This is a genomic window from Paenibacillus sp. PastM-3 (assembly GCF_029893965.1).
GTDB lineage: Bacteria > Bacillota > Bacilli > Paenibacillales > Paenibacillaceae > Paenibacillus_AQ.
This window is the reverse complement of the sequence record NZ_JARXXP010000013.1, coordinates 114,989-139,695: the sequence shown is the minus strand read 5'-3', so window position 1 is coordinate 139,695 and position 24,707 is coordinate 114,989. Positions and strand designations below refer to the sequence as shown.

Genomic DNA, 24,707 nt, shown 5'->3' with positions numbered 1-24,707 from the left:
AGGGAAAGCAGACGGGCAGTGATATTTTGGGACGACCATGAATACACTTGGTCATGAACAGGTGGAAAAGCTGTGCGCCGCCGGAAGTCAAGAAACGACCGGGAGGGGAAAGAAACGATATGGAACAAAAAAGCTGGCACCAGCTCGGTGCAGAGGAGCTGCAGAAGCTGTTCGGCGTTCAGCCGGGAGCGGGCCTGAGCGCAGAGGCAGCTGAGGAAAGACGCAAGGAGAGCGGGTTCAACGAACTGTCGGAGGGGAAAAAAATCTCGCCGCTGACCCTGCTGCTTAACCAGTTCAAGGATTTTATGGTGCTGGTGCTGATGGGGGCAACGCTGGTATCCGGCCTGCTGGGCGAGTACCTCGATGCCATTACGATTGTCGCCATTATCCTGCTTAACGGGGTGCTTGGCTTTGTGCAGGAATTCAGGGCCGAACGTTCGCTGCGGGCGCTGAAACAGCTGTCGGCTCCTAATGCCAAAGTGCTGCGCGGGGGCAGGCAGGAGCTTATCCCGGCCAGATTGCTGGTTCCCGGTGACATCGTGCTGCTGGAGAGCGGTGACCGTGTTCCGGCCGATGTCCGCTGGCTGGAATGCAGTGCACTGTATGCGGAAGAATCGGCGCTGACCGGCGAATCGCTGCCTGTGTCAAAGCATGCCGATGCCATTTCTGCTGCCGAGCTGCCGCTTGGCGACCAGAAAAATATCGGATTTATGGGCACGATGATTACCCGCGGTACAGGCAAAGCTATAGTTGTCCGCACCGGCATGGATACGGAGATGGGCAAAATTGCCGATCTGATTCAGAACACCGAATCGCAGGAAACTCCGCTGCAGCACCGTCTGGAACAGCTGGGCAAAATTCTGATCTATGTTTCATTGGGTCTCACCATAGTTGTAGTGCTGGCCGGTATCCTGCACGGGCAGCCTGCAGCAGCAATGTTCCTTGCAGGCGTGAGCCTTGCCGTAGCCGCTATCCCCGAAGGGCTGCCGGCGATCGTGACGATTGCGCTCGCGCTGGGCGTGCAGCGGATGATTAAACGTAAGGCCATCGTCCGCAAGCTGCCTTCTGTGGAGACGCTCGGCTGTGCTTCGGTGATCTGCTCCGACAAGACAGGCACGCTGACCCAGAATAAAATGACGGTGACGCGTGTCTGGAACGCCGGACGGATTCTGGAGGTGACCGGCGAGGGCTATGCCCCTTCCGGGCAGATTCTGCAGAAGGGCAGACCGGTTGATCTGAAAAATGATCAGAATCTGCGGCGCATGCTGCAGATCGGAGTGCTCTGCAGCAATGCCGAGATTGTTGAAACCTTCCCGGCCGAGCTGCGCGGCAAACGCAAAGGGAAGGAAAAGGGTGAATCTGCGGATAAACCGCTCAGCAGCCAGCCGGTGTGGGAACTGAAAGGTGATCCGACGGAGGGTGCGCTGGTAGCTTTATCCGCCAAAATGGGCCTGACTGCACAGTCGCTCGCAGTAACCTATAGAAGGGAGCAGGAATTCCCGTTTGATTCGGAACGCAAGCTGATGTCCGTTGTCGTCAGCCATCCGGGCGGGCGGATGATCTGCACGAAGGGTGCGCCGGACGTCCTGCTGAACAGCTGCGCTTATATGCTGTGGGAAGGCGCGGTTGTACCATGCACGCCGACGCTGCGCCAGAAGGTGCTGGAAGCGAACGAGGAGATGGCCTCCGGAGCCCTGCGGGTGCTTGGTATGGCCTACCGTGACCTGCGTTCCGGCGAGAGTGCCGGCAGTGAGAAGGAAGCGGAAAGCCAGCTCGTCTTTGCCGGCCTGACCGGCATGATCGACCCTCCGCGGCGTGAAGTGCGTGATGCAATCAGTGTAACCCGCCGGGCGGGGATCAAGACGGTAATGATTACCGGCGACCATGGTACGACCGCAGAAGCGATTGCCCACCAGCTTGGTATCCTGCAGCGCGGCGGAACCGTGCTGACCGGCACACAGCTTAGCCGGATGGATGACGATGAGCTGGATAAGGTGTCCGATAACGTGCATGTCTACGCGCGTGTATCCCCTGAACACAAGCTGCGGATCGTCAAATCGCTGCAGCGCCGCGGCCATGTGGTTGCCATGACCGGCGACGGCGTCAATGACGCTCCCGCGATCAAAGCGGCGGACATCGGGATTTCCATGGGCATTACCGGCACAGATGTTACGAAGGAAGCTTCGGCGCTGGTGCTCGGCGATGATAATTTCTCAACGATTGTTGCTGCCATCGAGGAAGGGCGGAATATTTACGAGAATATCCGCAAATTTATCCGTTACCTGCTGGCCTCCAATGTCGGCGAGATCCTCACCATGTTCTTCGCGATGATGCTCGGCCTGCCGCTGCCGCTGGTGCCGATCCAGATTCTCTGGGTCAACCTTGTAACAGACGGCCTGCCGGCGATGGCTCTTGGGGTAGATCAGCCGGAGAAGGATCTGATGGAGCACAAGCCGCGCGGGGCCAAGGAAAATATTTTTGCCCGCCGCCTGGGCTGGAAGATTATCAGCCGCGGCCTGCTGATCGGGCTCTGTACACTCGGCGCCTTCTGGCTGACGATGCGTACCGCTCCAGGCAGTGCGGAGCAGCTGATCCGCGCACAGTCTGTAGCGTTCGCCACTCTGGTCATGGCCCAGCTGATCCACGTGTTTGACTGCCGCAGCTCACGCTCTGTATTCCACCGCAACCCGCTGCAGAATAAAGCGCTGGTGCTGGCTGTCCTGTCATCCGTGGTGCTGATGCTGGCTGTCATGTACCTGCCGGTGCTTCAGCCGGTCTTCAAGACCGTGCCGCTGAACTTCCGGGAATGGTGCCTGGTATTCGTAAGCGCAGGCATTCCGACGTTCCTGATGGGGGCAGGCAGCGTATGGGGCGGCAAAAAGAATCGCAGCAAAAGCGGCGGCCGTCCGGTGATGAAAAGTACAAAAATTTCAGCATAAAATCAATAGCATTGTCCCCGCTCCTTGAGGTATGCTTGGTTCACATGTGAATGCTAACAAACCTTTTAGGAGTGGACCTTATAATGGAATTTACAAAAATGCACGGTCTTGGCAATGACTTTATTATCATATTCGGCGAGCAGGAGCTGCCGGCTAATGCTGCAGAGCTGGCAGTGAAGCTGTGTAACCGGTTCTTTGGAATCGGTGCCGACGGGCTTGTATACATTCTGCCGTCCGAACGCGGCGACTATATGATGCGCATTATGAACTCGGACGGCTCTGAAGCCGAACAATGCGGCAACGCCATCCGCTGTGTCTCCAAGTACGTTTATGAGCACGGGCTGGTGGAGTCAGAGGAGATTGTGATCGAGACTATTGGCGCAGGCGAGCAGAAGGTGTCGCTGAAGGTGAAGGACGGTGTGGTTGAAACCGTAACGGTAGATATGGGTGAGCCGGTATTGTCCGGCACACAGATTCCGGTAGCGATCGATGCCGAGCCGGTGCTGGATCAGCCGATTGAAACGGATGGAGCTGAATTCAAGTTTACCGCCGTTTCGATGGGCAATCCTCACTGTGTGATCTATGTGGATGATGCTGTCAGTTTTGACCTGGCTACCTGGGGACCGAAGCTGGAGGTCCATCCCTTGTTCCCTAGAAAGGTCAATGTAGAGTTTGCAACCGTCCGTGACCGCGGACATGTGGATATGCGGGTCTGGGAACGCGGTGCAGGTCCTACCTTGGCCTGCGGTACCGGAGCCTGTGCAACGCTGGTATCGTCTGTGCTGAATAATCTGACAGACCGCTCGGCGGTAATTAGCCTTAAAGGCGGAGATCTGTTCATCGAATGGAATGAACAGGATAATCATGTGTATATGACTGGCCCGGCTCAGGTGGTCTATACCGGTTCTGTAGAAGTGTAATCAGGCAGGCGCATCACGCACATTATACTGCAGCAGCCAATAAAAGGATGTCCGGTAAGCCACGCGGCTTGCGGACATCCTTTTTTTATAGCTGTTGTGGTTTGTTTTGCGTTTCAATCCGGCCGGATAGCCGAATAATGGCAGGAAGATCCGCGAATAATAGGAACCATTATCAGAAGGGGGGAGTCCGATGAGCAGCAGTCGGCGGAGCATGGACAGCCAGGCGGAGGCAGCCGGTCTGACGGGCACAGGCGGCAGAACATCCGGATTAACAGAAGATCTGGACGAGACGATCCGTAATATCCGGACCGAGCTTGGGGAGAGCCCGGATCTTAAAGTGCGCAGGCTCCAGATCGGAGGAGAGCGCCGTGTCCAGGCGGCGGCAATCCATATCAGCGGGCTGGCGGACCCGGCTGCCGTCAATGAATTTGTAATCGGCTCGCTCCTGGCGGAGCCGCAGAAGCTCCCGGAGGATACAGCAAATCCTGCCCGGATTCAGGCTGTGCTGCTTGACGGTATTCTGGAGCTGGGGGATGCCGAGGTCACTGATGGCTGGAATGATCTGCTGCTGGCTGTGCTGTCGGGAGATACGGCTGTTCTTATTGAGGGCTGCTTGAGTGCGGTTCTCTGTGATACCAAGGGCGGGGAGTCACGCTCCGTAGAGGAGTCATCCTCCCAAATGGTCGTACGCGGGCCAAAGGACGGGTTCGTAGAATCTGTGGCCACGAACATATCCCTGATCCGCCGGCGGATCAAATCACCGAAGCTGCGGCTGGAATATACGAGAGTCGGCACAGAAACACAGACCCATGTAGCTATGCTCTATATGAAAGAAATAGCAGGGAAGGATCTGGTGGAGGAAGTCCGGAGCCGGCTGAACAAAATTGCGATAGACGAAGTGCTGGAATCGGGATTCATAGAAGAGCTGATCCAGGATAAAACGTTTACCCCCTTCCCGACCATTTATAATTCAGAACGCCCTGACGTAGCTGCAGGAAATCTGCTCGAAGGCAGGGTGGTCATCATTATTGACGGAACCCCGTTTGTGCTGATTCTGCCCGCAGTGTTCACCCAGTTTTTCCAGTCCGCCGAAGACTATTCGCAACGCTTTGACATTGCGATCCTTATGCGGATTGTCCGGTATGTCAGTTTTATAGTACTGCTGCTCGGCCCCTCAGTGTATATTGCCTTAACAACCTATCATTATGAAATGATTCCGACCACCCTGCTTATTAATCTGCTCTCACAGCGGGAAACCGTGCCGTTCCCGGCCTTTGTTGAAGCGCTGCTGATGGAGGGGGCTTTTGAAATCCTTCGTGAAGCCGGTGTACGGATGCCGCGTGTAATCGGACAGACTGTTTCGGTTGTCGGGGCGCTGATTCTCGGTTCAGCTGTCGTGGAAGCCGGCATTATAACTCCCATTATGGTTATCGTTATTGCTCTGACAGGTATTGCGAGTTTTGCCATCCCGGCTTATAACATGGCGATCGCCGGGCGGATCTTCCGTTTCGGATTTCTGCTGCTGGGCGGGATGTTCGGCTTCTACGGCATTACGCTCGGCCTGATCGTGCTGGTAGCGCATATGAACAGCCTGCGTTCATTCGGTATTCCTTATTTATCGCCGTTCGTGCCGTTGTCTGTAAAAGGGCAGAAGGACACCCTTCTCCGGCTGCCGCTCTGGCTTATGAAGCCCGGCAAATCACCGGCGCAGATCAGGAAGGAAATGCCGGATTACAAACGGATGACGACCGGCCATGAAGCTGCGCTGGCGCCTCTCATACGCAGTAACGATGCTGCCGGCAGGCAGGAAGACAAGGAGGTTGGGCGAGGTGAAGAAAAGTAGCTTCTCTTTGGTATTGCTTATTACAGCCCAGCTGGTCATTCCCCTTGTGCTGGCCGGATGCTGGGACAGTGTCGAGCTTAACCGGCGGGCAATCGTGTCCGGTGTCGCCATAGACCGTGGTGAGGGGGAGGCCGAAAAATATGTCCTCTCCTTCCAGGTCATTGTCGCCGACGAAATTTCCGGAGAAAACGCTCGCGGCATCTCACCGGTGGCCCTGTATACAGGCAAGGGCCGTACAATGTTCGAGGCACTGGCCAGTGCTTCCCGCCAGACTGCCCGGTTCTTGTCCCTCGGTCATGTCCGCGTGCTGGTTATTTCCGAGAAGGTAGCGCAGGAAGGCATCAAAGATATGATGGATGTGCTTGAGCGGGAAAGCGATACCCGGTTAACCAGCCTCATTTTTGTAGCCAAAGGACAGCAGGCGAATGATATCCTGTCAACCATGACCGTATTCAGCAAGATTCCCGCCAATGACCTGGTAGAGAAGCTTGATACCACTTCCAAGCAGTTTGGCTATAACTACCGGATGGAAGTTGATGATGTAATCAGGGGGATTCAGCTCAGGGGAGGGGGGCCGGTCATTAACGGTGTCATTATTGACGGCAACCCTGAAGCTGCGGATACGAATGACAACATGAAAACCATTGCCCCGCATGCAGTCATCAAAGTAACAGAGCTAGCCGCTTTTAAGGATGACAGGCTGAAGGGCTGGCTGAAGGGGAATACTGCGCTGGGGACAGCGCTTTTGCACAATAAAATCAAAGGCTATCCGGCAGTCATCCGGTATCCGGGTTCAGGATTTATTGCCTTTAATGTATACCAGTCCCAGCTTGAAGTCAGGGTCAAGGCAGCGGATCCGGAGCATCCCGTTTTTATAGTGAAAATAAGCCAGCAGGCTGCAATCAAGGAAAGTCCAAACAGCCTGGATCTGACTTCCCCTGAGACCCTTCAGAATCTTTCACCCCTGCTGATAGAGGATACCGCTACAAAAATCAGGGCAGCCATTGAAACGGCCAAAAAGTATAAAAGTGACTATATCGGGTTCGGACAGGTAATGGAGCGCAAAAATCCGCAAGGCTGGAAAAAGGTAAGGGATCACTGGGAGGATGTCTTTGCGGCCTGCGAATTCCGGATAGAGGCCGATGCAGTCATCAGACATACCGATATGCGCAGCAACTCATTTCAGGTTAATCCGTAGAGTGGTGGAGGAACAGTATGGGAAAAGTGAAAATAGGATTACTCCAGTTTTTCAGCATTACACTTCTGTTTGAACTGGGGACCTCGCTGGTCGTCAATCTGGGCATGGCAGCCGGCAGGGATGCCTGGCTGTCAATTCTGGTCGGCTCGCTGGCCGGCCTGCTGATGTTTTCGGGGTATGCCTATCTGTACAGAAAGCATCCGGAACTCACATTTACAGGCTATACCCGCAAGCTTCTGGGCAAAACAGCCGGGACACCAGTTGCGCTGCTGTACATTATTTTGTACATGAACCTCTCCGGCAGGGGCCTGCGTGACGGAAGCACGATGCTGGCAATGGCCACGATGCACAACACACCGCTGTTTATTCTCAGCATGCTGATGATTCTGTCGAGCTCCTATGTGCTGCATAAGGGTACAGAGGTGCTTACACGGACTTCGCTGGTGTTTACCATTATTGTTTTAATGATCGGAGTATTCAGTATGGTTCTGCTCATCCTTTCAGGTTCAATTAATCTGCAGCATCTGCTGCCTGTGCTGGGGGATGGCTTCCGGCCGGTAATGGATTCGGTGGTACATCAGAATTATATGTTTCCGTTCGGGGAAATGATTGTCTTTACCATGCTTATGCCCTACCTGTCCGATGTCCGCAAAGGCCCGTGGGTTATTGCTGCAGCCATGCTCGTTTCAGCGCTGCTGCTCAGCGCCACAATCGCGCTTAACATCTCGGTGCTTGGGGCGGATATCGCCAAGCGTTCCCAGCTGCCGCTGATGCCGACAATCAGCAAGATTTCTATATCGGATTTTATCCAGCGGGTGGATATCTTTGTGGTGATGGTGCTGATCATCGGGGTCTTTTTCAAAATGTCGGTCTTTTTCAGCGCCGCCCTGATTGGAATCTCAGAGTTGTTCAATCTCCCGTACCGGCGGATGCTTTATCCCTGTACGCTGATCATCCTGTTTACTTCAATGCTGGATGCCCGCAGCTTCACTGAGCATCTGGATGAAGGGGGCAGGCTGCTGTACACGGTCTACCCGGTGTTCATGATTGTTATCCCTGTTATTCTGATCATTATTACGGCTGTCCGCAGCTACTTTTCGGAACCCCGTCCCGGCTGAGTGCCGCGGACCCAGTAGATAATATCGGGCACAATCAGCGCGAGCAGCATGACGGCAGCAGCCAGCTTTTCTGAAGCGGAATACAGCAGGTAATCTAGGATGTAACCAATATTCCCTCTCCCGTAGCCGAACAGCCAATCCAGCAGATACAGATACAGAAGGGATAGTGCTGATAAAATAAGGATCACTGCATACTTGCGGAGCAGTAATCTGCGCGTTTTTCTTTTCAACCCGGAACCGTCCTTTGCTGGTTAATAAAAGTAGTATGGGCAATTTCTGTAATGCCATGCAGGGCCTCCGCCTGGCCGGTCCATATTTGGGGCTCCTGAATGCTTATCATCCATCCCGTTTTATGTTACATTAGTATGAAACTAATGACAGTATAGGGGAGGTTCTTGCGGTGAAGCCGGATTTGCGCTCTGCATGGAAGAATAACGTGTTGGTCGGAGACGGGGCGATGGGAACCTTTTTATATCAGAAGGGCTTCCCGGTCGGCATCTCCTATGAAGAATTAAATCTGAACTCTCCTGAGGTCATTGAAGATGTGCACCGCAGCTATATTGAAGCCGGAGCCGTGCTCCTGGAGAGCAACACGTACTCCGCCAATTATGACAAGCTGGCCAAATTCGGCCTCGAAGGCAAGGTGGAGGATATTAACCGCGCCGGTGTGCGGATTGCGCGGAAGGCAGCGGGGGAAGCCGGGTATGTAGTCGGCGCCGTAGGCTCCATCCGTGCCGGCAAACGGGCAAATCTGTCCGCTTCCGAGCTGAAACGCTTCTATACCCAGCAGTTCACTGCGCTGCTTGAAGAGCAGCCCGACGGGATTATGCTGGAGACCTTCTATGACGTAGAGGAGCTTCACCTGGCGCTGAAGGCGGTCCGCAAGCTAAGCGGCCTTCCGGTCATCTGCCAGCTGGCGGTGGATGAGACGGCGCGTACGCTTGACGGGTTAACGCTGCCGGAGGCTTTCCGCATTCTGGAGCAGGACGGGGCAGACATTATCGGCTTCAACTGCCGGACCGGGCCTAACGGCATCAAGCGTGCCCTCACAACACTGCAGGGAAGCCTTGCACTGCCGGTGTCGGTCTATCCTAATGCAGGGATCGCCGATTATGTGGACGGGCAGTACCGCTACGGTGCAACGCCGGATTATTTCGGGCAGATGGCCCCTGTCTTTGCGGATATGGGTAGCCGGATTATCGGCGGCTGCTGCGGAACAACACCGCAGCATATCGCTGAAATCTCGGCTGCGCTGCGCGGGTATGTCCCGCAGCCTCTGCCCGAACCGGCCGTGAAGCAGAGTGCGGGCAGCATCACCATTCATGAGCATCTGGAGGAGGACGGCGGCCGGAGTGGCCGTGAGCCGAATCTGGTGGACCTGGTGAAGGAGCGCCATACGGTGATTGTGGAGCTCGACCCGCCGCGTGATCTCGATATTACGAAGTTCATGAAAGGAGCGGAGGCGCTGCGCAGAGCAGGGGCAGATGCTCTGACACTGGCTGACAACTCCCTTGCGGTAACACGGATGAGCAATATGGCGCTCGGCTCGCTGGTACAGGCCCGGACCGGGCTTAGGCCGCTAGTGCATGTTGCCTGCCGGGACCGGAACCTGATCGGGACCCAGTCCCATCTGATGGGCTTTGATGCGCTGGGTATTGACCATGTGCTGGCTGTCACCGGAGATCCGGCGAGGTTCGGCGATCTGCCGGGCTCAAGCTCCATTTACGATTTGACCTCATTCGAAATTATCCGGATGATCAAGCAGCTTAATGACGGGATTGCCTTCTCGGGCAAGCCGCTCAAACAGAAGGCCAAGTTTGTGATCGGGGCTGCGTTTAACCCCAACGTGAAGCATCTGGACAAGGCCGTGCAGCGGCTGGAGAAAAAGATCGCCTCCGGCGCCGATTATATTATGACACAGCCTGTCTATGATCCGGAGCTGATTGCGAATATTGCGGCAGCGACCAAGCATCTCGACATTCCGATCTTCCTCGGAATCATGCCGCTTGCAAGCGGCCGTAATGCCGAATATCTGCACAACGAGGTACCGGGTATCCAGCTGTCGGATGAGGTGCGCAGACGGATGCAGGGGCTGGAAGGCGAAGCCGGCCGGGCAGAGGGTGTCGCCATCGCCAAGGAGCTGCTGGATGCGGCCACTGAACACTTTAACGGGATATACCTGATGACCCCGTTTATGTTCTACGACATGAGCGTACAGCTGCTGGAGTATATTTGGACCAGGCAGGGGCGCAAATTGTCCCCCTTGTTTCGCTAGTAAGAATCAATTACAATAGTGTAATGGATGTGATTCCGTTGTCATTTAGCATGACCGGATACGGTCAAACATCCCTGCAATTCGGCGGTTACAAGATTACGTTCGAAGTCAAATCGGTGAATAACCGGTACTGCGAAGTTGTGCTGCGGATGCCCCGGGATTGGACGGTTTATGAGGATATGCTGCGCAAGACAGTGCAGAACCATATCAGTCGTGGACGGGTAGATGTAATCATTAACAGGGAGACCGCGGATGAGGCGGCTGCCCTGCAGGAGCTGAACCGTCAAGCGGTCAAATCCTACCTGGAATCGGCAGAAGCGCTGAAGAAGGAGTTCGGGCTTGCGGGAGAGCTGACTTTGCGTGATATACTCTCTATGCCCGGTGTTATGGAACTGAAGGAGGGGCCGGCGGCTGTATCAGCCGGTTCACCTGAAGAATGGTCCGAGATGCTTGAGCGGGGATTAACGCAGAGCCTGGAGTCGCTGCTTCAGATGCGTGCCCGGGAAGGAAGCTATCTTGCGGCCGACCTGTCGCGCAGGCTTGTCCATCTTGAAGAGCTGCATGCGGCGATGGCAAGCCTTGCCCCGGCAGTTGTAAGTGAATACCGCGATAAGCTGCGGCAGCGGCTGAGCGAATTGAATGACGGAACGTTCCCATTTGAAGAGCATAAATTCGGAATGGAAATTGCTATTTTTGCCGACCGCTGTAACATAGATGAAGAGCTTACCCGGCTGCACAGTCATTTTGAACAATGCAGAGCCCTGCTTGATGGAAGTGAGCCGGCTGGACGCAAGCTGGACTTTCTCATCCAGGAGATGAACAGGGAGACGAATACAATCGGGTCGAAATGCAATCATCTGAATCTGGTGAATCTCACGCTCGAGATGAAGGCGGAGCTGGAGAAGATTCGTGAGCAGGCGGCGAATATGGAGTAACAGAATTTTCGGCAAGCAATGATGTAACTTATGGGGGGAACAACCGGAACATGGCAATCAAATTAATTAACATCGGCTTTGGGAATATCGTGTCGGCCAACCGTATTATTTCCATTGTCAGCCCGGAATCTGCACCGATCAAGCGTATTATCCAGGAAGCAAGAGACCGGCATATGCTGATCGATGCAACCTATGGCCGCCGGACGCGGGCCGTCATCATCACGGATAGCGACCATGTCATCCTCTCGGCCGTTCAGCCGGAGACAGTGGCACACCGTCTGTCCAGTAAAGATGACGATAACGACGAATAACAACAATTGGAGTGTACTATGTCAAAAGGATTGCTGATTATTTTATCCGGACCATCCGGCGTTGGCAAAGGCACAGTGTGTACAGCACTGAGACCCAAAATGCCCGAGCTTGTCTATTCCGTATCTGCCACCACCCGGAGTCCGCGGGAAGGCGAAGAGAACGGAGTCAATTATTTTTTCAAGAGCAGAGATGAGTTTGCGGCAATGATTGAAGCAGACCAGCTGCTGGAATATGCAGAATATGTAGGGAATTATTACGGGACTCCGCGTGATTTTGTGGAACGGACGCTGGAGAGCGGCAAGGATATCATTCTGGAGATCGAGGTTCAGGGTGCGCTGAAGGTCAAGGAGAAGTTTCCTGAGGGAATCTTTGTGTTCCTGCTGCCTCCTTCGATGGATGAGCTCAAGGACCGCATCCGCGGACGCGGTACGGAGCATCCTGATGTAATCAGCCACCGCATGTCTGTTGCCGAGGATGAGATTGGCCTGATCCGGCACTATGACTACGCCGTAGTGAATGATGAGATCGACCTCGCCTGCAAACGTATTGAGAGCATTATTATCGCCGAGCACTGCAAAGTAAGATAATAAGCGCTGCCAGGATTGAACCATATTTACAGTAAATGATGAAGAGGTGTCTTACGTGCTATATCCGTCTATTGATGAAATGATGAACAAGGTTGACAGCAAGTATTCGCTGGTTGTCGCTGCAGCCCGCCGGGCAAGACTGCTCCGTGAAGGCGGCAAAACTGATGTCAAAGCGCCTAAATCGCACAAGTTCGTTGGCGTTGCATTGGAAGAAATCTACGAAGACCGTATTGTTGTAACACGGGGCGAAGAGTAGGTCGCACTTTCTGCTACACCTGCAGCAGAACCGGCTCCGCTATATCAGCTGTTTCTGCTCCGGTTAGCCGGATTTATGTAGTATAATGTCATATGTAGCCCGTACCCGGGCTGTTCCTGACAACCGGAAGGTTGTTATTTTTTTAGAAACGGGTGCCAACCTTGATAGAAGGCGGCGCAGCCGTTTCTTCTTGCCGGTTCAGGCCGATTCCGGCTATCATCCGGCTATTGATTGTCAGATCAGGTTCAATGGAGCCTGATACAGGCTTGAAACAGGGGGGATTATGTTGAACAGCTTAACAGGCAAAACCATTATCCTTGGCGTTACAGGGGGCATTGCTGCCTATAAGGCGGCAGCCTTGACCAGCAAGCTGACCCAGAAGGGGGCCGAGGTTCATGTGATTATGACAGCTTCGGCCAAGCAGTTTATTACCGAGCTGACTTTTCAGTCGCTGTCCAAACAACGGGTATACAGTGATACCTTCCAGGAGCGTGACCCCGCTTCGATCTCTCATATTGATCTGGCCGGTTCCGCCGACCTGGTGCTGGTTGCACCGGCAACCGCCAATATAATTGCCAAGATGGCACATGGCCTGGCTGATGATATGCTATCCACCACGCTGCTTGCCACTACTGCACCTGTCATGGTTGCGCCGGCGATGAATGTGCATATGTACCAGCATCCGGCTGTAGTCAGCAATATGAATACACTGGCTTCACGCGGCGTGCAGTTTATCGAACCCGGCGAAGGGCTGCTGGCCTGCGGCTATGTAGGCAAAGGCAGACTTGAGGAGCCGGAGTCGATTGTCCGTGTGGTCGAGCAATATTTCAACATTCAGGCTGATAGAGTTAAAGGTCCTTTAAGCGGCAAAAAAGTGATGGTTACCGCAGGCGGAACTGTTGAACGCATTGATCCGGTCCGTTATATTTCCAATGATTCCTCCGGCAAGATGGGCTTTGCGATCGCCCGTGCTGCGCGGGCCATGGGCGCAGAGGTAACCCTGATCGCGGCACGGACAGACGAAGCGCCGCCGCAGGATCCTGAAATTACCCTGGTCCGGGTGGAATCGGCACAGTCCATGCTGGATGAGGTTATCAGCCGCTGGAACAGCTGCGATATTCTCATTAAGGCTGCTGCTGTAGCCGACTACCGTCCGAAGCACAGTGCGGATGCCAAAATTAAAAAGAGCGGGGATACCATGACGCTTGAGCTGGTTAAGACCACCGACATCCTGGAGAGTCTGGGCAAGGTGAAGGAGAACCAGTTTCTGATCGGCTTTGCCGCTGAAACGGGCAATGCCGAATATTATGCCAAGGATAAGCTGGTCCGCAAAAATCTGGATCTGATCGTTGCAAACGACGTGTCCAGAGCAGGCGCCGGATTTGGCACGGATACCAATATTGTGTCCATTTACGATGCGGACGGACTGGTGCTGGATCTTCCGCTCAGCTCCAAGGACGAGGTGGCGCGCCGACTGCTGACACTTGCGGCTGAACGGGTAACCGGAGTAACACGATAATGGAGATAGCGAAGGTCATTGTCGATGTTCCTGTACGCAGCACCGACCGGCCGTTCGACTACTCTATTCCCGATGCTCTGCGGCTGTGGATCGAAGTCGGCAGCCGTGTAGCGGTTCCCTTCGGACACCGCACAGTACAGGGATTCGTCGTTTCGCTGGAGTCCGGAGAGACCGGGACGGCTTCCGGGCTTAAGCCGATCCAGGAGGTCCTTGACCTGCTCCCGCCGCTGTCTCCGGAGCTGGTTGAATTAGGGGACTGGATGAGCCAGCGCTATGCCTGCCGGCGGATCTCTGCCCTGCAGGCTATGCTGCCTACCGCGCTCAAAGGCAAGGCTGAACGCCTGATCTCTCTGGGCGAAGAAGCTGAAGCTGCGGATAAGCCGGCAGATGAACTGTTTCCGCTGTTCCTGGAGGAGGATCTGGAGGAGCGGACGATCATTGATTTCGTCAGAAAAGCCGGAGAAGTGTCCATGAAGCAGCTGACCCGCAGCTTTCCCGGAGCTGCAGAGACTGTCAAGTTTATGCTGCGCCGGGGCGTGCTTACCGAGAGCCAGTCCATCAAGGACAAAATGGGCAAGAAGAAGCTGAAGGCTGTTGACCTGGCGATCGGGCTGGCTGCAGCCCGCGAATCGCTCAGCACCTTCCCGGCGCGGTCGGCCCGGCAGAAAGACGTCCTGTCCTTTCTGGTTGAGATGGAGCAGATGCTGCCCATGCCGATGAAGGATCTGCTGGCCGTTCTGCAGGTTACGGCGGGTACGGTCAAGGCGCTGGAAGAAAAGGGCTACATTGAAATTAGTGAAATTGAAGTTTACCGCGATCCTTACCGGGGCCGCGACTTTAAGTCAAGCTCACCTTTGCCGCTTACACCTGAGCAGCAGAAGGTTTTCACGCGGATAGCCCGGACGGTTGATGAGCAGCAGCATGAGGTCTTTCTGCTGCACGGGGTTACCGGCAGCGGAAAAACGGAGATTTATCTGCAGTGTATACAGCGTGCTATGGATCAGGGCAGACAGGCTGTGGTGCTTGTGCCGGAAATTGCGCTCACCCCGCAGATGGTCGAACGGTTCAAAGGACGGTTCGGCAGCGGCGTAGCGGTTATGCACAGCCGATTGTCTGTCGGTGAACGTTATGACGAGTGGCGCAAGATCAGGGAAGGCAAAGCGATGGTTGCCGTCGGGGCCCGCTCGGCGGTATTTGCCCCGTTTGCCAACCTGGGGCTGATTATTATGGATGAAGAGCATGAATCCTCCTATAAGCAGGAGGAGAATCCGAAATACCATGCCCGCGATGTGGCTGTCCGCAGGGCAGAGCAGGGCGGGGCAGCGGTTATTCTTGGCTCTGCCACTCCTTCACTGGAGAGCTATCATGCAGCCAGAGCCCAGAGTGACATTCACTTCTCGCCGGTACTGCTGGAGATGCCAACCCGTGCCCTTGGAAATGAATTGCCGAAGGTGCATGTGGTGGATATGCGCGATGAGCTGAAGGAAGGGAACCGCTCAATGTTCAGCCGCAGACTTCACGCTGCACTGGAGAGCAGGCTGGAGAAAGGGGAGCAGACCGTACTGCTCCTGAACCGCAGAGGCTTCTCCACCTTTGTCATGTGCCGCAGCTGCGGTTATGTAGCCACCTGCCCCGAATGCGATATTTCGCTGACTTATCACAGCCGCAGTGACAATCTGCGCTGTCATTACTGCGGTCACGCAGAGCCCTCGCCAAAGGTCTGCCCGGAATGCGGCAGCGAGCATATCCGCTTTTTTGGGACAGGAACCCAGCGTGTGGAGGAAGAGCTGGGCAAGCTCTTCCCCGGTATCCGGGTTATCCGGATGGATGTGGATACGACAACAGAGAAGGGCTCGCATGAGAAGCTGCTGAACCAGTTCCGCGACAAAAAGGCCGACGTCCTGCTTGGCACACAGATGGTGGCCAAGGGGCTGGATTTTCCGGATGTAACCCTTGTCGGAGTCATAACCGCAGATTCTGCACTGAACCTGCCGGACTTCCGGGCCGGGGAGAAGACCTTCCAGCTGCTTACGCAAGTGGCTGGCCGGGCCGGCAGACATCAGCTTCCCGGTGAAGTTGTCGTGCAGTCCTACACGCCGGAGCATTACTCGATCGTGCATGCCAGCGGACACGACTATTACTCCTTCGTCCGCGAAGAGCTGAAGCACCGCAGAGCCCTGCATTACCCGCCGTACTGCCGGTTGATTCTCGTCACCCTCTCGCACGAGCAGCTTCCGCTGCTGCTGAAGATGGCAGAGAATTACGCGCTGAATCTGCAGGGACGGGCAAGACAGCTCCGCTGGTTCGCCAGCCTGGACAAGCTGTCCGCGGATGCGCTTGACCTGCTAGGACCTGTCGCTTCACCGCTGCCGAAGCTGAAAGGAAGATACCGGTTCCAGTGTATTATCAAATGGCGGGGGGCAATCGATGCCATCGGGCTGGCCCGCCAGATTGCCGAGGAGCTGGAAGATTCGGTCCGCGACAACAACCTGCAGATCAGTATCGACGTAGATCCGCAGATGTTGATGTAGTTTTATGGCGTGATACAATATAGTGATTATAGAATGTTCAGAACAAGGATGGTGTACGTGTAATGGCAATCAGATTAATTGTAAAAGAACCGGATGAGGTATTGCACAAAACAGCAAAAGCTGTAACGAAAGTGACCCCGAATGTCCAGAAGCTTCTTGATGATATGGCGGATACGATGTACGATGCGGAAGGGGTTGGCCTTGCTGCGCCTCAAGTAGGAATTCTGAAGCGTCTGATCGTTGTAGATGCCGATGAGGAGCACGGACTGATCAAGCTGATCAATCCGGAGATCATAAGTACAGAAGGCGAACAGTTCGGACCGGAAGGCTGCCTGAGCATTCCTGGACTAAACGGCGATGTCCGCCGGGCAGAGACAGTAACTGTACGCGGTCTTGACCGTGAAGGCAATGAGGTTACCATTACGGGCAGCGGCCTTCTGGCCCGCGCATTCCAGCATGAAATTGACCATCTCAACGGAGTTTTATTTACCGATATTGCTGAGAAGGTTTATGAGTACACTGCTGAGCACAACGAGTCCGGGGAGTGAATCGAATGAAAATTGTATTCATGGGCACACCGGCTTTTGCCGTGCCTTCCCTGAAAATGCTTGTGGAGGAAGGTTATGATGTGGTGGCTGTAATTACACAGCCCGACCGGCCGCAGGGCCGCAAGAAGACGCTTATGCCTACTCCGGTGAAGGAGGCCGCCCTATCGCTAGGGCTTCCGGTGCTGCAGCCGGAGCGGCTGCGCCGGCCGGAAGCAGTGGCAGAGCTTGCTGCCTATGCTCCTGATCTGATTGTTACAGCCGCTTATGGCCAGATTCTGCCTAAAAGTGTGCTTGATCTGCCGCGCAACGGCTGTGTTAATGTCCATGGCTCGTTGCTGCCGAAATACCGCGGGGGTGCCCCGATCCAGCGCTGCATCATCAACGGGGAGACAGTAACCGGTGTAACTTTGATGTATATGGCTGAAGGGCTGGATACCGGTGATATGATTTCCCGTGTCGAAGTGCCGATTGGAGATGAGGACACTGCAGGCGATCTGTTTGAAAAGCTGAGCCTGGCCGGACGTGATCTGCTGAAGACGGAGATGCCTAAGCTGGCAGCGGGCCGAGTTGAAGCAGTGCAGCAGGATGACAATGAAGCCACTTATGCGCCGAATTTGAGCCGCGATGATGAGCGGATCGACTGGAATACAGGCTCCCGTGACATTTACAACCGGATCCGGGGACTTGTCCCCTTCTCCGGGGCGTTCACTCTCTGGAACGGCGAAACCTTTAAGATATGGGCGGCTGCTAAGCCTGCTGACCGGCAGACTGCAGCTTCCAAAGCACCGGGCACAGTGCTTGCAGTCAATGAGCGCGGTGTAGAGGTGAGCACCGGTGACGGTTCACTGCTGCTGACCTCTGTGCAGCCGGCAGGCAAAAAAGCGATGAGCGCCGGTGACTTCAGCCGCGGTGCGGCTATGAGTCCCGGAACGGTGCTGGGTTGAGCGCGGGCATGAATGGAGGCGGCCCGGGACGCAGCGGACAGCGGCCCGGACACAATGGCGATTCCGCCAAGCCGCAGGGCAGCCGGGTGCAAGGCGGAAGCGGGGCAGCCGGGAAAAGCGCGGACAGGGGAACACGTCCGGCAGCTTCATCCCGCGCTGTGGCGCTTGATGTGCTGGTCCGGGTAGAGCAGGAGGGTGCCTACAGCAACCTCCTGCTGAACAGCAGCCTGCAAAAGTCCGGACTCAGCCGTGAGGATTCCGGGCTGGCTACAGAGCTGGTATATGGCACATTGTCCCGGTTGATTACACTGGATTACGTGCTTGAGGATTTTGTAAGCAAGGGGATCGCCAAGCTGACGCCTTGGGTGCGCAATCTGCTGCGGCTGAGCCTGTATCAGATCATGTATCTGGACCGCATTCCGCCGCATGCTGCTGTCAATGAGGCGGTTAATATAGCCAAGAAACGCGGCCATCAGGGCATCTCCGGGATGGTTAACGGAGTATTGCGCAGCGTGCTGCGCGCCGGTGAGCTGCCGGTACTGAAAAAGAGCCTCAGCGAAACTGAGCGAATCTCTATCCTCTACTCCCATCCTTTATGGATGGTAGAGCGCTGGGCGGCTGAGTATGGAGCCGGAACAGCAGAAGCGATGTGCGCCGCCAATAATGAACCGCCGGCTGTCAGCGTCCGGGTGAATACGACAATGATCAGCCGGGACAAGCTGCTTGAAGAGATGCAGGAGGCGGGAATCAATGCGGCTGCTTCCAGGTTAAGCCCGTACGGCATTATAGTTAAGGGAGCCGGCAATCTCGCGTTAACCTCCTGGTATTCGGACGGTTATCTGTCCGTACAGGATGAAAGCTCAATGCTGGTTGCGGAAGCTGTCGCTCCGGAGCCTGGTATGAGAGTCCTTGACTGCTGTGCTGCCCCTGGCGGCAAAAGCGCCCATATGGGCGAACTGATGAAGGACGATGGCTATATCTATGCCAACGATCTTCATCCCCACAAGGCCAGGCTAATCTCCGATCAGGCAGCGCGCCTTGGGCTGGACTGCATCACGACAGGCAGCGCAGATGCGCTTGAGCTTGCCGGTGAGCTGCCGGCAGAGTCTTTTGACCGGATTCTACTGGATGCCCCGTGCTCGGGGCTCGGAGTAATCCGGCGCAAGCCGGATCTCAAATGGCGCAAGCAGCCGGAGGATGTAGACAGCATTGCCGGACTGCAGGCAGAGCTGCTGCAGTCCGTCTCCAGGCTGCTGAAGCCGGGAGGAGTGCTGGTCTACAGCACCTGCACGACGGAGCAGGCGGAGAACAGTGCAATTGTGTCCGCTTTTCTGAAGCAGAACCCGGACTTCGTTCCGGTAAGCTTCAGTTCTCCGGTATGGGAGCGGACCAAGGATACGGCGCTTGCTGCCGGCGACGGCATCCAGCTGCTGCCCCAGCATTTCGGCAGCGACGGATTCTATATCGCCCGTCTGCAGCGACTCTTGTAAGTCGGCAGAACGGCTGAATTTTAACAGAGGACCCGCCCGCAGATTCTGGTGCGCGGCGGGCTTTTCTTTTACCGTCTCTGAATTTTGTGTTAAAATAGGAAGAATGATAAATAATACGCATATCCTTGAGAATATAATTTGATGAAAGAACAGGTGCTAATAATAATGAAACCTTTAATATATGATTTTAGTTTGGAAGAATTGCAGCAGTGGGCAAAGGACAACGGAGAACCGGCTTTCCGCGGGGGACAGATCTTTGACTGGCTCTATGTCAAGCGTGTCAATGATTTTGAATCGATGAGCAACCTGTCCAAGGCGCTGCGTGCAAAGCTGGATGAACAGTTCAGAATAAACGCCCTGACTGAAATTACGAAGCTGGAATCCAAGGACGGAACAGTGAAATTCCTGTTTGGCCTGCATGATGATCATGCAATCGAAACAGTTATTATGAAACACAATTACGGTAACAGCGTATGTGTTACGACACAGGTAGGCTGCCGGATCGGCTGCACGTTCTGCGCCTCCACGCTGGGCGGGCTAAAGCGCGACCTGACTGCCGGTGAAATTGTTGCCCAGGTGGTTCGCTCCCAGCAAATTCTGGATGCCCGGGGCGAGCGTGTCAGCAGTATCGTAATCATGGGAACAGGCGAGCCGTTCGAGAACTACGATGCTACCATGAGATTCCTGCGGCTGATGATCCATGAAAAGGGGCTGAATATCGGACAACGGCACATTACCGTCTCTACAAGCGGTATCGTACCGAACATCTACAAATTCGCCGACGAAGACACCCAGATCAATCTCGCGATTTCTATCCATGCTCCTAATGATGCGCTGCGCTCCAAGCTGATGCCGGTTAACCGGCGTTACCCGTTTGACGATGTAATTGAATCACTGCGTTATTATCAGGCCAAGACAGGCCGCCGCATTAGCTTCGAATACGCTCTGATCGGCGGGGTTAATGACCAGCCTGAACATGCCAAGGAGCTGGCGGGTGTTCTCAAGACGATGCTGTGCCACGTCAACCTGATTCCGGTCAACCATGTGCCGGAGCGCAAGTACGTGCGGACTTCCCGCAATGATATTTTTGAATTTCAGCGTATCCTGGCCGACCATGGTGTGAACGTGACAATCCGCCGTGAGCAGGGCCATGATATTGCGGCCGCATGCGGACAGCTGCGCGCCAAACATATGGAGTTGGGGTGAGGATATTTGATCAGAACAGTTCATGCCAGCGATGTCGGACGGGTACGTACCGTCAATGAGGATTCGGTCTGGATAGGCGCTACGCGCCACGGTTATACCCTTGGTATTATCGCCGATGGGATGGGGGGGCATCTGGCCGGAGATACGGCCAGCCGGCTGGCTCTGGAGGCCATGCGGAACGCGCTGGACGATCTGCCGCCTGAAAGGGCGGGCGGAGAGCTCAGTGAAGCATTGTCTTCCGCAATTATTGCAGCCAACCGTACGGTCTTTATTGAGTCATCCCGTGATGAGAAGTACCATAACATGGGGACTACTGTCGTTGCGGCTTTGCTTAACGGGGCTGAAGGTTATATCGGCCATATCGGGGACAGCAGAGCTTATCTAATCAAAGACAGTGCCGCAATTCAGTTAACCGAGGATCATACACTGGTCAATGAGCTGTTCAAGAACGGCCAGATCAGCCTGGAGGAGCTCGGCAGCCATCCGCGCCGCAATGTGCTGCTCAGGGCATTGGGAACCGATGCCGAGGTAGAGGCGGATTTGGCTCCTGTAAGCCTTGCTCCAGGTGAGCTGCTGCTGCTGTGCAGTGACGGCCTGAGCAATTTTGTCAGCCAGGAGCATCTGGGCAAGGTCGCGGGCATCCACGAGATCCCTTTAGAGGAAAGAGCGGACCGCTTACTTCAACTGGCATTGCTTGCCGGTGGCGGCGATAATATCAGCGTCGCTATGTTAGAACACCAAGGAGAGGCCGCTGTGCCCGAGACAAAGGAGTGGAACAGATGATCGGTCACGAATTGGGCGGCCGTTACCAAGTCATCGAGCGGATCGGGGGAGGCGGCATGGCGCTTGTCTACAGAGCCCATGATATCCTGCTTAACCGGAACGTCGCCATAAAAGTACTGAGAAACCAGTTTGTGCATGATGAGGAGTTTATCCGCCGCTTCCGGCGCGAGGCGCAGTCGGCTGCCTCCTTGTCGCATCCCAACGTGGTCAGCATCTACGATGTAGGCCAGGAAGAGGATGTGCATTATATTGTTATGGAGTATGTGGAAGGCAAGAACCTGAACGAGATCATCAAAGAACGGGCACCGCTACAGGTGGATGAAGCCATAAGGATCGCATCCCAGATCTGCGATGCGCTGGATCATGCCCATCAGAACCAGATTATCCACCGGGATATCAAGCCTCATAATATTCTGATCGGCCGTAACGGAAGGGTCAAAGTAACAGATTTCGGAATTGCCCGTGCGGTTACTTCAACCACCATAACGCAGACAGGCTCGGTAGTCGGCTCAGTGCACTATTTTTCACCGGAGCATGCCAAGGGGGTAACCACCGGGGAGAAATCAGATCTGTATTCACTCGGCATTGTACTCTACCAGATGTTGACCGGTGTGCTGCCTTTTTTGGGCGAAAGCCCGATCAGTGTAGCGCTCAAACATCTGCAGGAGGAATTTGAGGAGCCGCGTGTGCTGAATCCGCTGATTCCGCAGAGCGTTGAGAATGTAATCCTGCGTTCCATGCGTAAAAATCCGGACGAGCGCTATCAGTCAGCTAAGCAGATGCTCCATGATCTGGAGACCTGCCTGCTGCCGGAACGGCGCAGTGAGGCCAAGGCATCCTTTCATGATGACGATGATGAAGAACGGACCCGGATTATTCCGGCAATCAAGCCGATCCAGCATACACTGGGCAGCCGCAGCGGAGGCGGAGAGGACCGGATGCGCCGGAATGAGGATGATGAGGACGTTCCGGACCAGCCGAAAGGGAAGCGGAAATGGGGCATGCCGGCATTATGGGTCGGCTTAACGCTGCTCCTGCTGATTGCAATGGGCAGTGTGGCCTGGTATGTCAGGTCACAGCTGGTTGTTGCAGAAGTAACCGTGCCTAACGTAATTAACCATTCTCTTGAAGAGGCGACTGCAATGCTTGAAGAAATCGGCCTTACAGTGGAAGACCCGGTTGTGCAGCTGTACAATCCTAACTTTGACGAGAATGTCGTCTGGGAGCAAAATAAGAAGGAAGGCACTGTGGTCAAGGAAGGCACTCACATTATTCTTACGGTTAGTACGGCCAAGCCAACTTCGACCGTGCCGAAGCTCACCGGCGGAACTTATGAGGATGCTGTAAAAGCACTTGTGGCGGATGGTGTGGACCAAAGCCGGATCAGCCAGGACCCGCGGTTCAGCGAAGACTTCCCTGAGGGGCAGGTTATCGGCTCTGAGCCTGCGGAAGGCAGCGAATATGATCCGGAAACAGCCTCGTTTGTTATATTTGTCAGCAAAGGCCAGGAGAGCAAGCCGATGCCAGACCTGACGAACAAGACACAGAAGGAAGCCAAGGCCATCCTGGAAGAGATGGGGCTGGTTCTGGATGAAGTCAGCGAGGATACCAGTTATTCCATCGAAAAAGGAAAAATCACCAAGCAGTGGCCTTATGAGCAGGGTGATCTGGTATCCCCGGGTGATAAGATCTCTGTATCTGTAAGTACCGGATACCCGCCGGAAGCTTTGAATTATACGTTCAACGTGCCGGTGGCGCCATCCAGTGAAGGCAAAAAGACCCAAATCCGGATTGTCTATTCCGATGCCCGCAATAACGGTGAGCCTCAGGAATGGGGAACACGGACAATTGCCAAGTCACAGGTACTGTCCGTGAATCTGGTCCTTGCACCTAATAAGGACGGGGCGGTTTCCATTTATCAGGACGGTGAATATATCGAGGCCTTTGAAGTCCGTTATTCAGATGCGAAGAATGGTACAGTCCAGCAGCCTGAGCCGCCTGCAACCCAGACGCCTGAGCCGACTGTAGCGCCGACCCAGGCACCGCCCGAACCGACAATTGAGCCGGAGATTCTGCCACCGGATTCCGGAGAAGGAGAGAATCCGGATGAGGTTGACCAGACCGGATTTCTGACAAATGAAGCGGTCCAGGTCAAGCAGGCCGGGAATGGTAAAGGCAATGATAAAGGCAATGATAAAGGCAATGATAAAAGCAACGATAAAAGCAACGAAAAAGGCAACGGGAACGGTAATAATAAAGACAAGAGTAAAGATCATTAACAGAGATAAGCAGCAGTCATTCCTGTACAACAGGGCCGGCTGAAGCAGCAGGGTGACCCGGGTTGATTCTAAGCTTGGGTCATTTGTGCAAAATCAGGAGAGGAAGGCTCATTATGTATGCCTGAAGGTATAATCATTAAAGCGCTGAGCGGCTATTATTACGTGAAGCCGCTGCATGACGGAAACATTGTGACAGAAGAAGAGGCAGTTCAGTGCAGGGGCCGGGGAATCCTGAAGAAAAAAGGGACTTCACCGCTCGTAGGCGATCGTATTATTTATATTCTGACCGAGAACGGTGAGGGGATGGTTGACGAAATCCTGCCCCGGGAATCCGAGCTGATCCGGCCGCCGGTTGCTAATGTCAAGCTGGCGGTACTGCTATTCTCGGTTCGTGAGCCGGATATGAACCTGAATCTGCTGGATAAATTTCTGGTACACATCGAGCACTCCGGCCTGGAGCCGCTGATTGTGCTGACCAAACAGGATCTGGCTGAGGATGACGGGCAGGCAACGGCCCAGGTGAAGGACCTCTATGAAAAAATCGGCTATGAGGTATTGGTTACCAGTTCCCTTGACGGCTCAGGCAGCGAGGAGCTGCGAACGAGACTGGCCGGCGTCATCAGTGTGTTCTCCGGACAGTCGGGTGTCGGCAAATCAACACTGCTGAACCGGATTGTGCCCAATCTTGAGCTGGAGACAGGCGAAATCAGCATGCGTCTGGGCCGCGGGCGCCATACGACCCGTCATGTCGAGCTGATCGATATCGGCAGCGGGGGGTTCGTAGCGGATACTCCCGGCTTCAGCCAGCTGGATTTTCTGGAACTGGGAGTGGAGGAGCTGTCTGTCTGCTTCAGGGAGTTCGCCTCCTATGCGGAGAGCTGCAAGTTTCGCGGCTGCAGCCATCTGCATGAGCCGGGCTGCAAGGTCATAGAGGCCTGGCAGGCCGGAGAAATTGCGGACAGCCGCTACGAGCATTACAAGCTGTTTTATAATGAGATGAAGGACAAGAAACGGAGGTACTAAC

At 54.8% G+C, this 24,707-nt stretch carries 20 protein-coding genes; 19 read left to right on the top strand and 1 reads right to left on the bottom strand.

Features of this window, described 5'->3' with window-relative positions; all coding sequences use genetic code 11:
• Positions 1-119: 119 nt before the first annotated feature.
• The 5 genes from M2108_RS18710 (at position 120) to M2108_RS18690 (ending at position 8,018) form a co-directional block, all read left to right on the top strand.
• Positions 120-2,939 (top strand): calcium-translocating P-type ATPase, SERCA-type, encoded by a 2,820-nt coding sequence (locus M2108_RS18710; RefSeq protein ID WP_277470797.1) that lies wholly within the window; start codon positions 120-122, stop codon positions 2,937-2,939.
• Positions 2,940-3,022: 83 nt separating this feature from the next.
• Positions 3,023-3,859 (top strand): diaminopimelate epimerase, encoded by an 837-nt coding sequence (gene dapF, locus M2108_RS18705; protein WP_277470798.1) that lies wholly within the window; start codon positions 3,023-3,025, stop codon positions 3,857-3,859.
• Between the two features lie 190 nt (positions 3,860-4,049).
• Positions 4,050-5,702 carry a spore germination protein gene (locus tag M2108_RS18700; protein WP_277470799.1) on the top strand — a complete coding sequence of 551 codons (1,653 nt, stop codon included), beginning with the start codon at positions 4,050-4,052 and terminating at the stop codon, positions 5,700-5,702.
• A complete protein-coding gene (locus M2108_RS18695) occupies positions 5,689-6,900 on the top strand; it encodes a Ger(x)C family spore germination protein (RefSeq protein WP_277470800.1) in 1,212 nt (403 codons plus the stop codon). Before M2108_RS18700 ends, M2108_RS18695 begins: the two co-directional genes overlap by 14 nt.
• A 17-nt stretch (positions 6,901-6,917) precedes the next feature.
• Positions 6,918-8,018: a GerAB/ArcD/ProY family transporter gene (locus tag M2108_RS18690; protein WP_277470801.1), complete on the top strand. Its 1,101-nt coding sequence runs from the start codon at positions 6,918-6,920 to the stop codon at positions 8,016-8,018.
• On the opposite strand, the gene M2108_RS18685 is transcribed toward M2108_RS18690, so the two are convergent.
• The gene (locus M2108_RS18685) at positions 7,991-8,248 is read right to left on the bottom strand and encodes a hypothetical protein (protein ID WP_277470802.1); all 258 of its coding nucleotides are present in this window, start codon (positions 8,246-8,248) and stop codon (positions 7,991-7,993) included. The two genes, M2108_RS18690 and M2108_RS18685, sit on opposite strands and share 28 nt — an antisense overlap.
• Positions 8,249-8,418: 170 nt before the next feature.
• Between M2108_RS18685 and M2108_RS18680 the strand changes: the two genes are divergently transcribed.
• The 14 genes from M2108_RS18680 (at position 8,419) to rsgA (ending at position 24,706) form a co-directional block, all read left to right on the top strand.
• Entirely contained in the window at positions 8,419-10,293 is a 1,875-nt protein-coding gene (locus M2108_RS18680) for a bifunctional homocysteine S-methyltransferase/methylenetetrahydrofolate reductase (protein WP_277470803.1), read from the top strand.
• 38 nt (positions 10,294-10,331) lie between these two features.
• Complete coding sequence (locus M2108_RS18675) at positions 10,332-11,228, top strand: YicC/YloC family endoribonuclease (protein ID WP_277470804.1); 897 nt, start codon at positions 10,332-10,334, stop codon at positions 11,226-11,228.
• A 50-nt stretch (positions 11,229-11,278) separates the two neighbouring features.
• Positions 11,279-11,539, top strand: a complete 261-nt coding sequence (gene remA, locus M2108_RS18670; RefSeq protein WP_006209218.1) for an extracellular matrix/biofilm regulator RemA — start codon at positions 11,279-11,281, stop codon at positions 11,537-11,539.
• Positions 11,540-11,557: 18 nt separating this feature from the next.
• A complete protein-coding gene (gmk, locus tag M2108_RS18665; protein ID WP_090716573.1) occupies positions 11,558-12,127 on the top strand; it encodes a guanylate kinase in 570 nt (189 codons plus the stop codon).
• Positions 12,128-12,182: 55 nt separating this feature from the next.
• Complete coding sequence (gene rpoZ, locus M2108_RS18660) at positions 12,183-12,383, top strand: DNA-directed RNA polymerase subunit omega (RefSeq protein WP_277470805.1); 201 nt, start codon at positions 12,183-12,185, stop codon at positions 12,381-12,383.
• Positions 12,384-12,666: 283 nt separating this feature from the next.
• Complete coding sequence (gene coaBC / locus M2108_RS18655; protein ID WP_277470806.1) at positions 12,667-13,902, top strand: bifunctional phosphopantothenoylcysteine decarboxylase/phosphopantothenate--cysteine ligase CoaBC; 1,236 nt, start codon at positions 12,667-12,669, stop codon at positions 13,900-13,902.
• Complete coding sequence (gene priA / locus M2108_RS18650) at positions 13,902-16,433, top strand: primosomal protein N' (RefSeq protein ID WP_277470807.1); 2,532 nt, start codon at positions 13,902-13,904, stop codon at positions 16,431-16,433. Before coaBC ends, priA begins: the two co-directional genes overlap by 1 nt.
• 62 nt (positions 16,434-16,495) lie before the next feature.
• Positions 16,496-16,981: a peptide deformylase gene (gene def, locus M2108_RS18645; RefSeq protein WP_277470808.1), complete on the top strand. Its 486-nt coding sequence runs from the start codon at positions 16,496-16,498 to the stop codon at positions 16,979-16,981.
• 5 nt (positions 16,982-16,986) lie between these two features.
• Positions 16,987-17,925, top strand: a complete 939-nt coding sequence (gene fmt, locus M2108_RS18640; RefSeq protein WP_277470809.1) for a methionyl-tRNA formyltransferase — start codon at positions 16,987-16,989, stop codon at positions 17,923-17,925.
• 8 nt (positions 17,926-17,933) lie between these two features.
• Complete coding sequence (gene rsmB / locus M2108_RS18635; protein ID WP_277470810.1) at positions 17,934-19,415, top strand: 16S rRNA (cytosine(967)-C(5))-methyltransferase RsmB; 1,482 nt, start codon at positions 17,934-17,936, stop codon at positions 19,413-19,415.
• 165 nt (positions 19,416-19,580) lie between these two features.
• Entirely contained in the window at positions 19,581-20,621 is a 1,041-nt protein-coding gene (gene rlmN, locus M2108_RS18630) for a dual-specificity RNA methyltransferase RlmN (protein WP_277470811.1), read from the top strand.
• A 6-nt stretch (positions 20,622-20,627) separates the two neighbouring features.
• A complete protein-coding gene (locus tag M2108_RS18625; protein ID WP_277470812.1) occupies positions 20,628-21,404 on the top strand; it encodes a Stp1/IreP family PP2C-type Ser/Thr phosphatase in 777 nt (258 codons plus the stop codon).
• The gene (gene pknB / locus M2108_RS18620; RefSeq protein WP_277470914.1) at positions 21,401-23,683 is read left to right on the top strand and encodes a Stk1 family PASTA domain-containing Ser/Thr kinase; all 2,283 of its coding nucleotides are present in this window, start codon (positions 21,401-21,403) and stop codon (positions 23,681-23,683) included. The genes M2108_RS18625 and pknB overlap by 4 nt, the downstream gene beginning before the upstream one ends.
• A gap of 117 nt (positions 23,684-23,800) precedes the next feature.
• Positions 23,801-24,706 (top strand): ribosome small subunit-dependent GTPase A, encoded by a 906-nt coding sequence (gene rsgA / locus M2108_RS18615; protein WP_277470813.1) that lies wholly within the window; start codon positions 23,801-23,803, stop codon positions 24,704-24,706.
• Position 24,707 lies beyond the last annotated feature (1 nt).

Bases quoted from the DNA above. Each gene is read 5' to 3' on its own strand.
- M2108_RS18710 (WP_277470797.1), top strand. From the start codon at position 120: ATGGAACAAAAAAGCTGGCACCAGCTCGGTGCAGAGGAGCTGCAGAAG.
- dapF (WP_277470798.1), top strand. From the start codon at position 3,023: ATGGAATTTACAAAAATGCACGGTCTTGGCAATGACTTTATTATCATA.
- M2108_RS18700 (WP_277470799.1), top strand. From the start codon at position 4,050: ATGAGCAGCAGTCGGCGGAGCATGGACAGCCAGGCGGAGGCAGCCGGT.
- M2108_RS18690 (WP_277470801.1), top strand. From the start codon at position 6,918: ATGGGAAAAGTGAAAATAGGATTACTCCAGTTTTTCAGCATTACACTT.
- remA (WP_006209218.1), top strand. From the start codon at position 11,279: ATGGCAATCAAATTAATTAACATCGGCTTTGGGAATATCGTGTCGGCC.
- gmk (WP_090716573.1), top strand. From the start codon at position 11,558: ATGTCAAAAGGATTGCTGATTATTTTATCCGGACCATCCGGCGTTGGC.
- coaBC (WP_277470806.1), top strand. From the start codon at position 12,667: ATGTTGAACAGCTTAACAGGCAAAACCATTATCCTTGGCGTTACAGGG.
- priA (WP_277470807.1), top strand. From the start codon at position 13,902: ATGGAGATAGCGAAGGTCATTGTCGATGTTCCTGTACGCAGCACCGAC.
- def (WP_277470808.1), top strand. From the start codon at position 16,496: ATGGCAATCAGATTAATTGTAAAAGAACCGGATGAGGTATTGCACAAA.
- fmt (WP_277470809.1), top strand. From the start codon at position 16,987: ATGAAAATTGTATTCATGGGCACACCGGCTTTTGCCGTGCCTTCCCTG.
- rsmB (WP_277470810.1), top strand. From the start codon at position 17,934: ATGAATGGAGGCGGCCCGGGACGCAGCGGACAGCGGCCCGGACACAAT.
- rlmN (WP_277470811.1), top strand. From the start codon at position 19,581: ATGAAACCTTTAATATATGATTTTAGTTTGGAAGAATTGCAGCAGTGG.
- pknB (WP_277470914.1), top strand. From the start codon at position 21,401: ATGATCGGTCACGAATTGGGCGGCCGTTACCAAGTCATCGAGCGGATC.
- rsgA (WP_277470813.1), top strand. From the start codon at position 23,801: ATGCCTGAAGGTATAATCATTAAAGCGCTGAGCGGCTATTATTACGTG.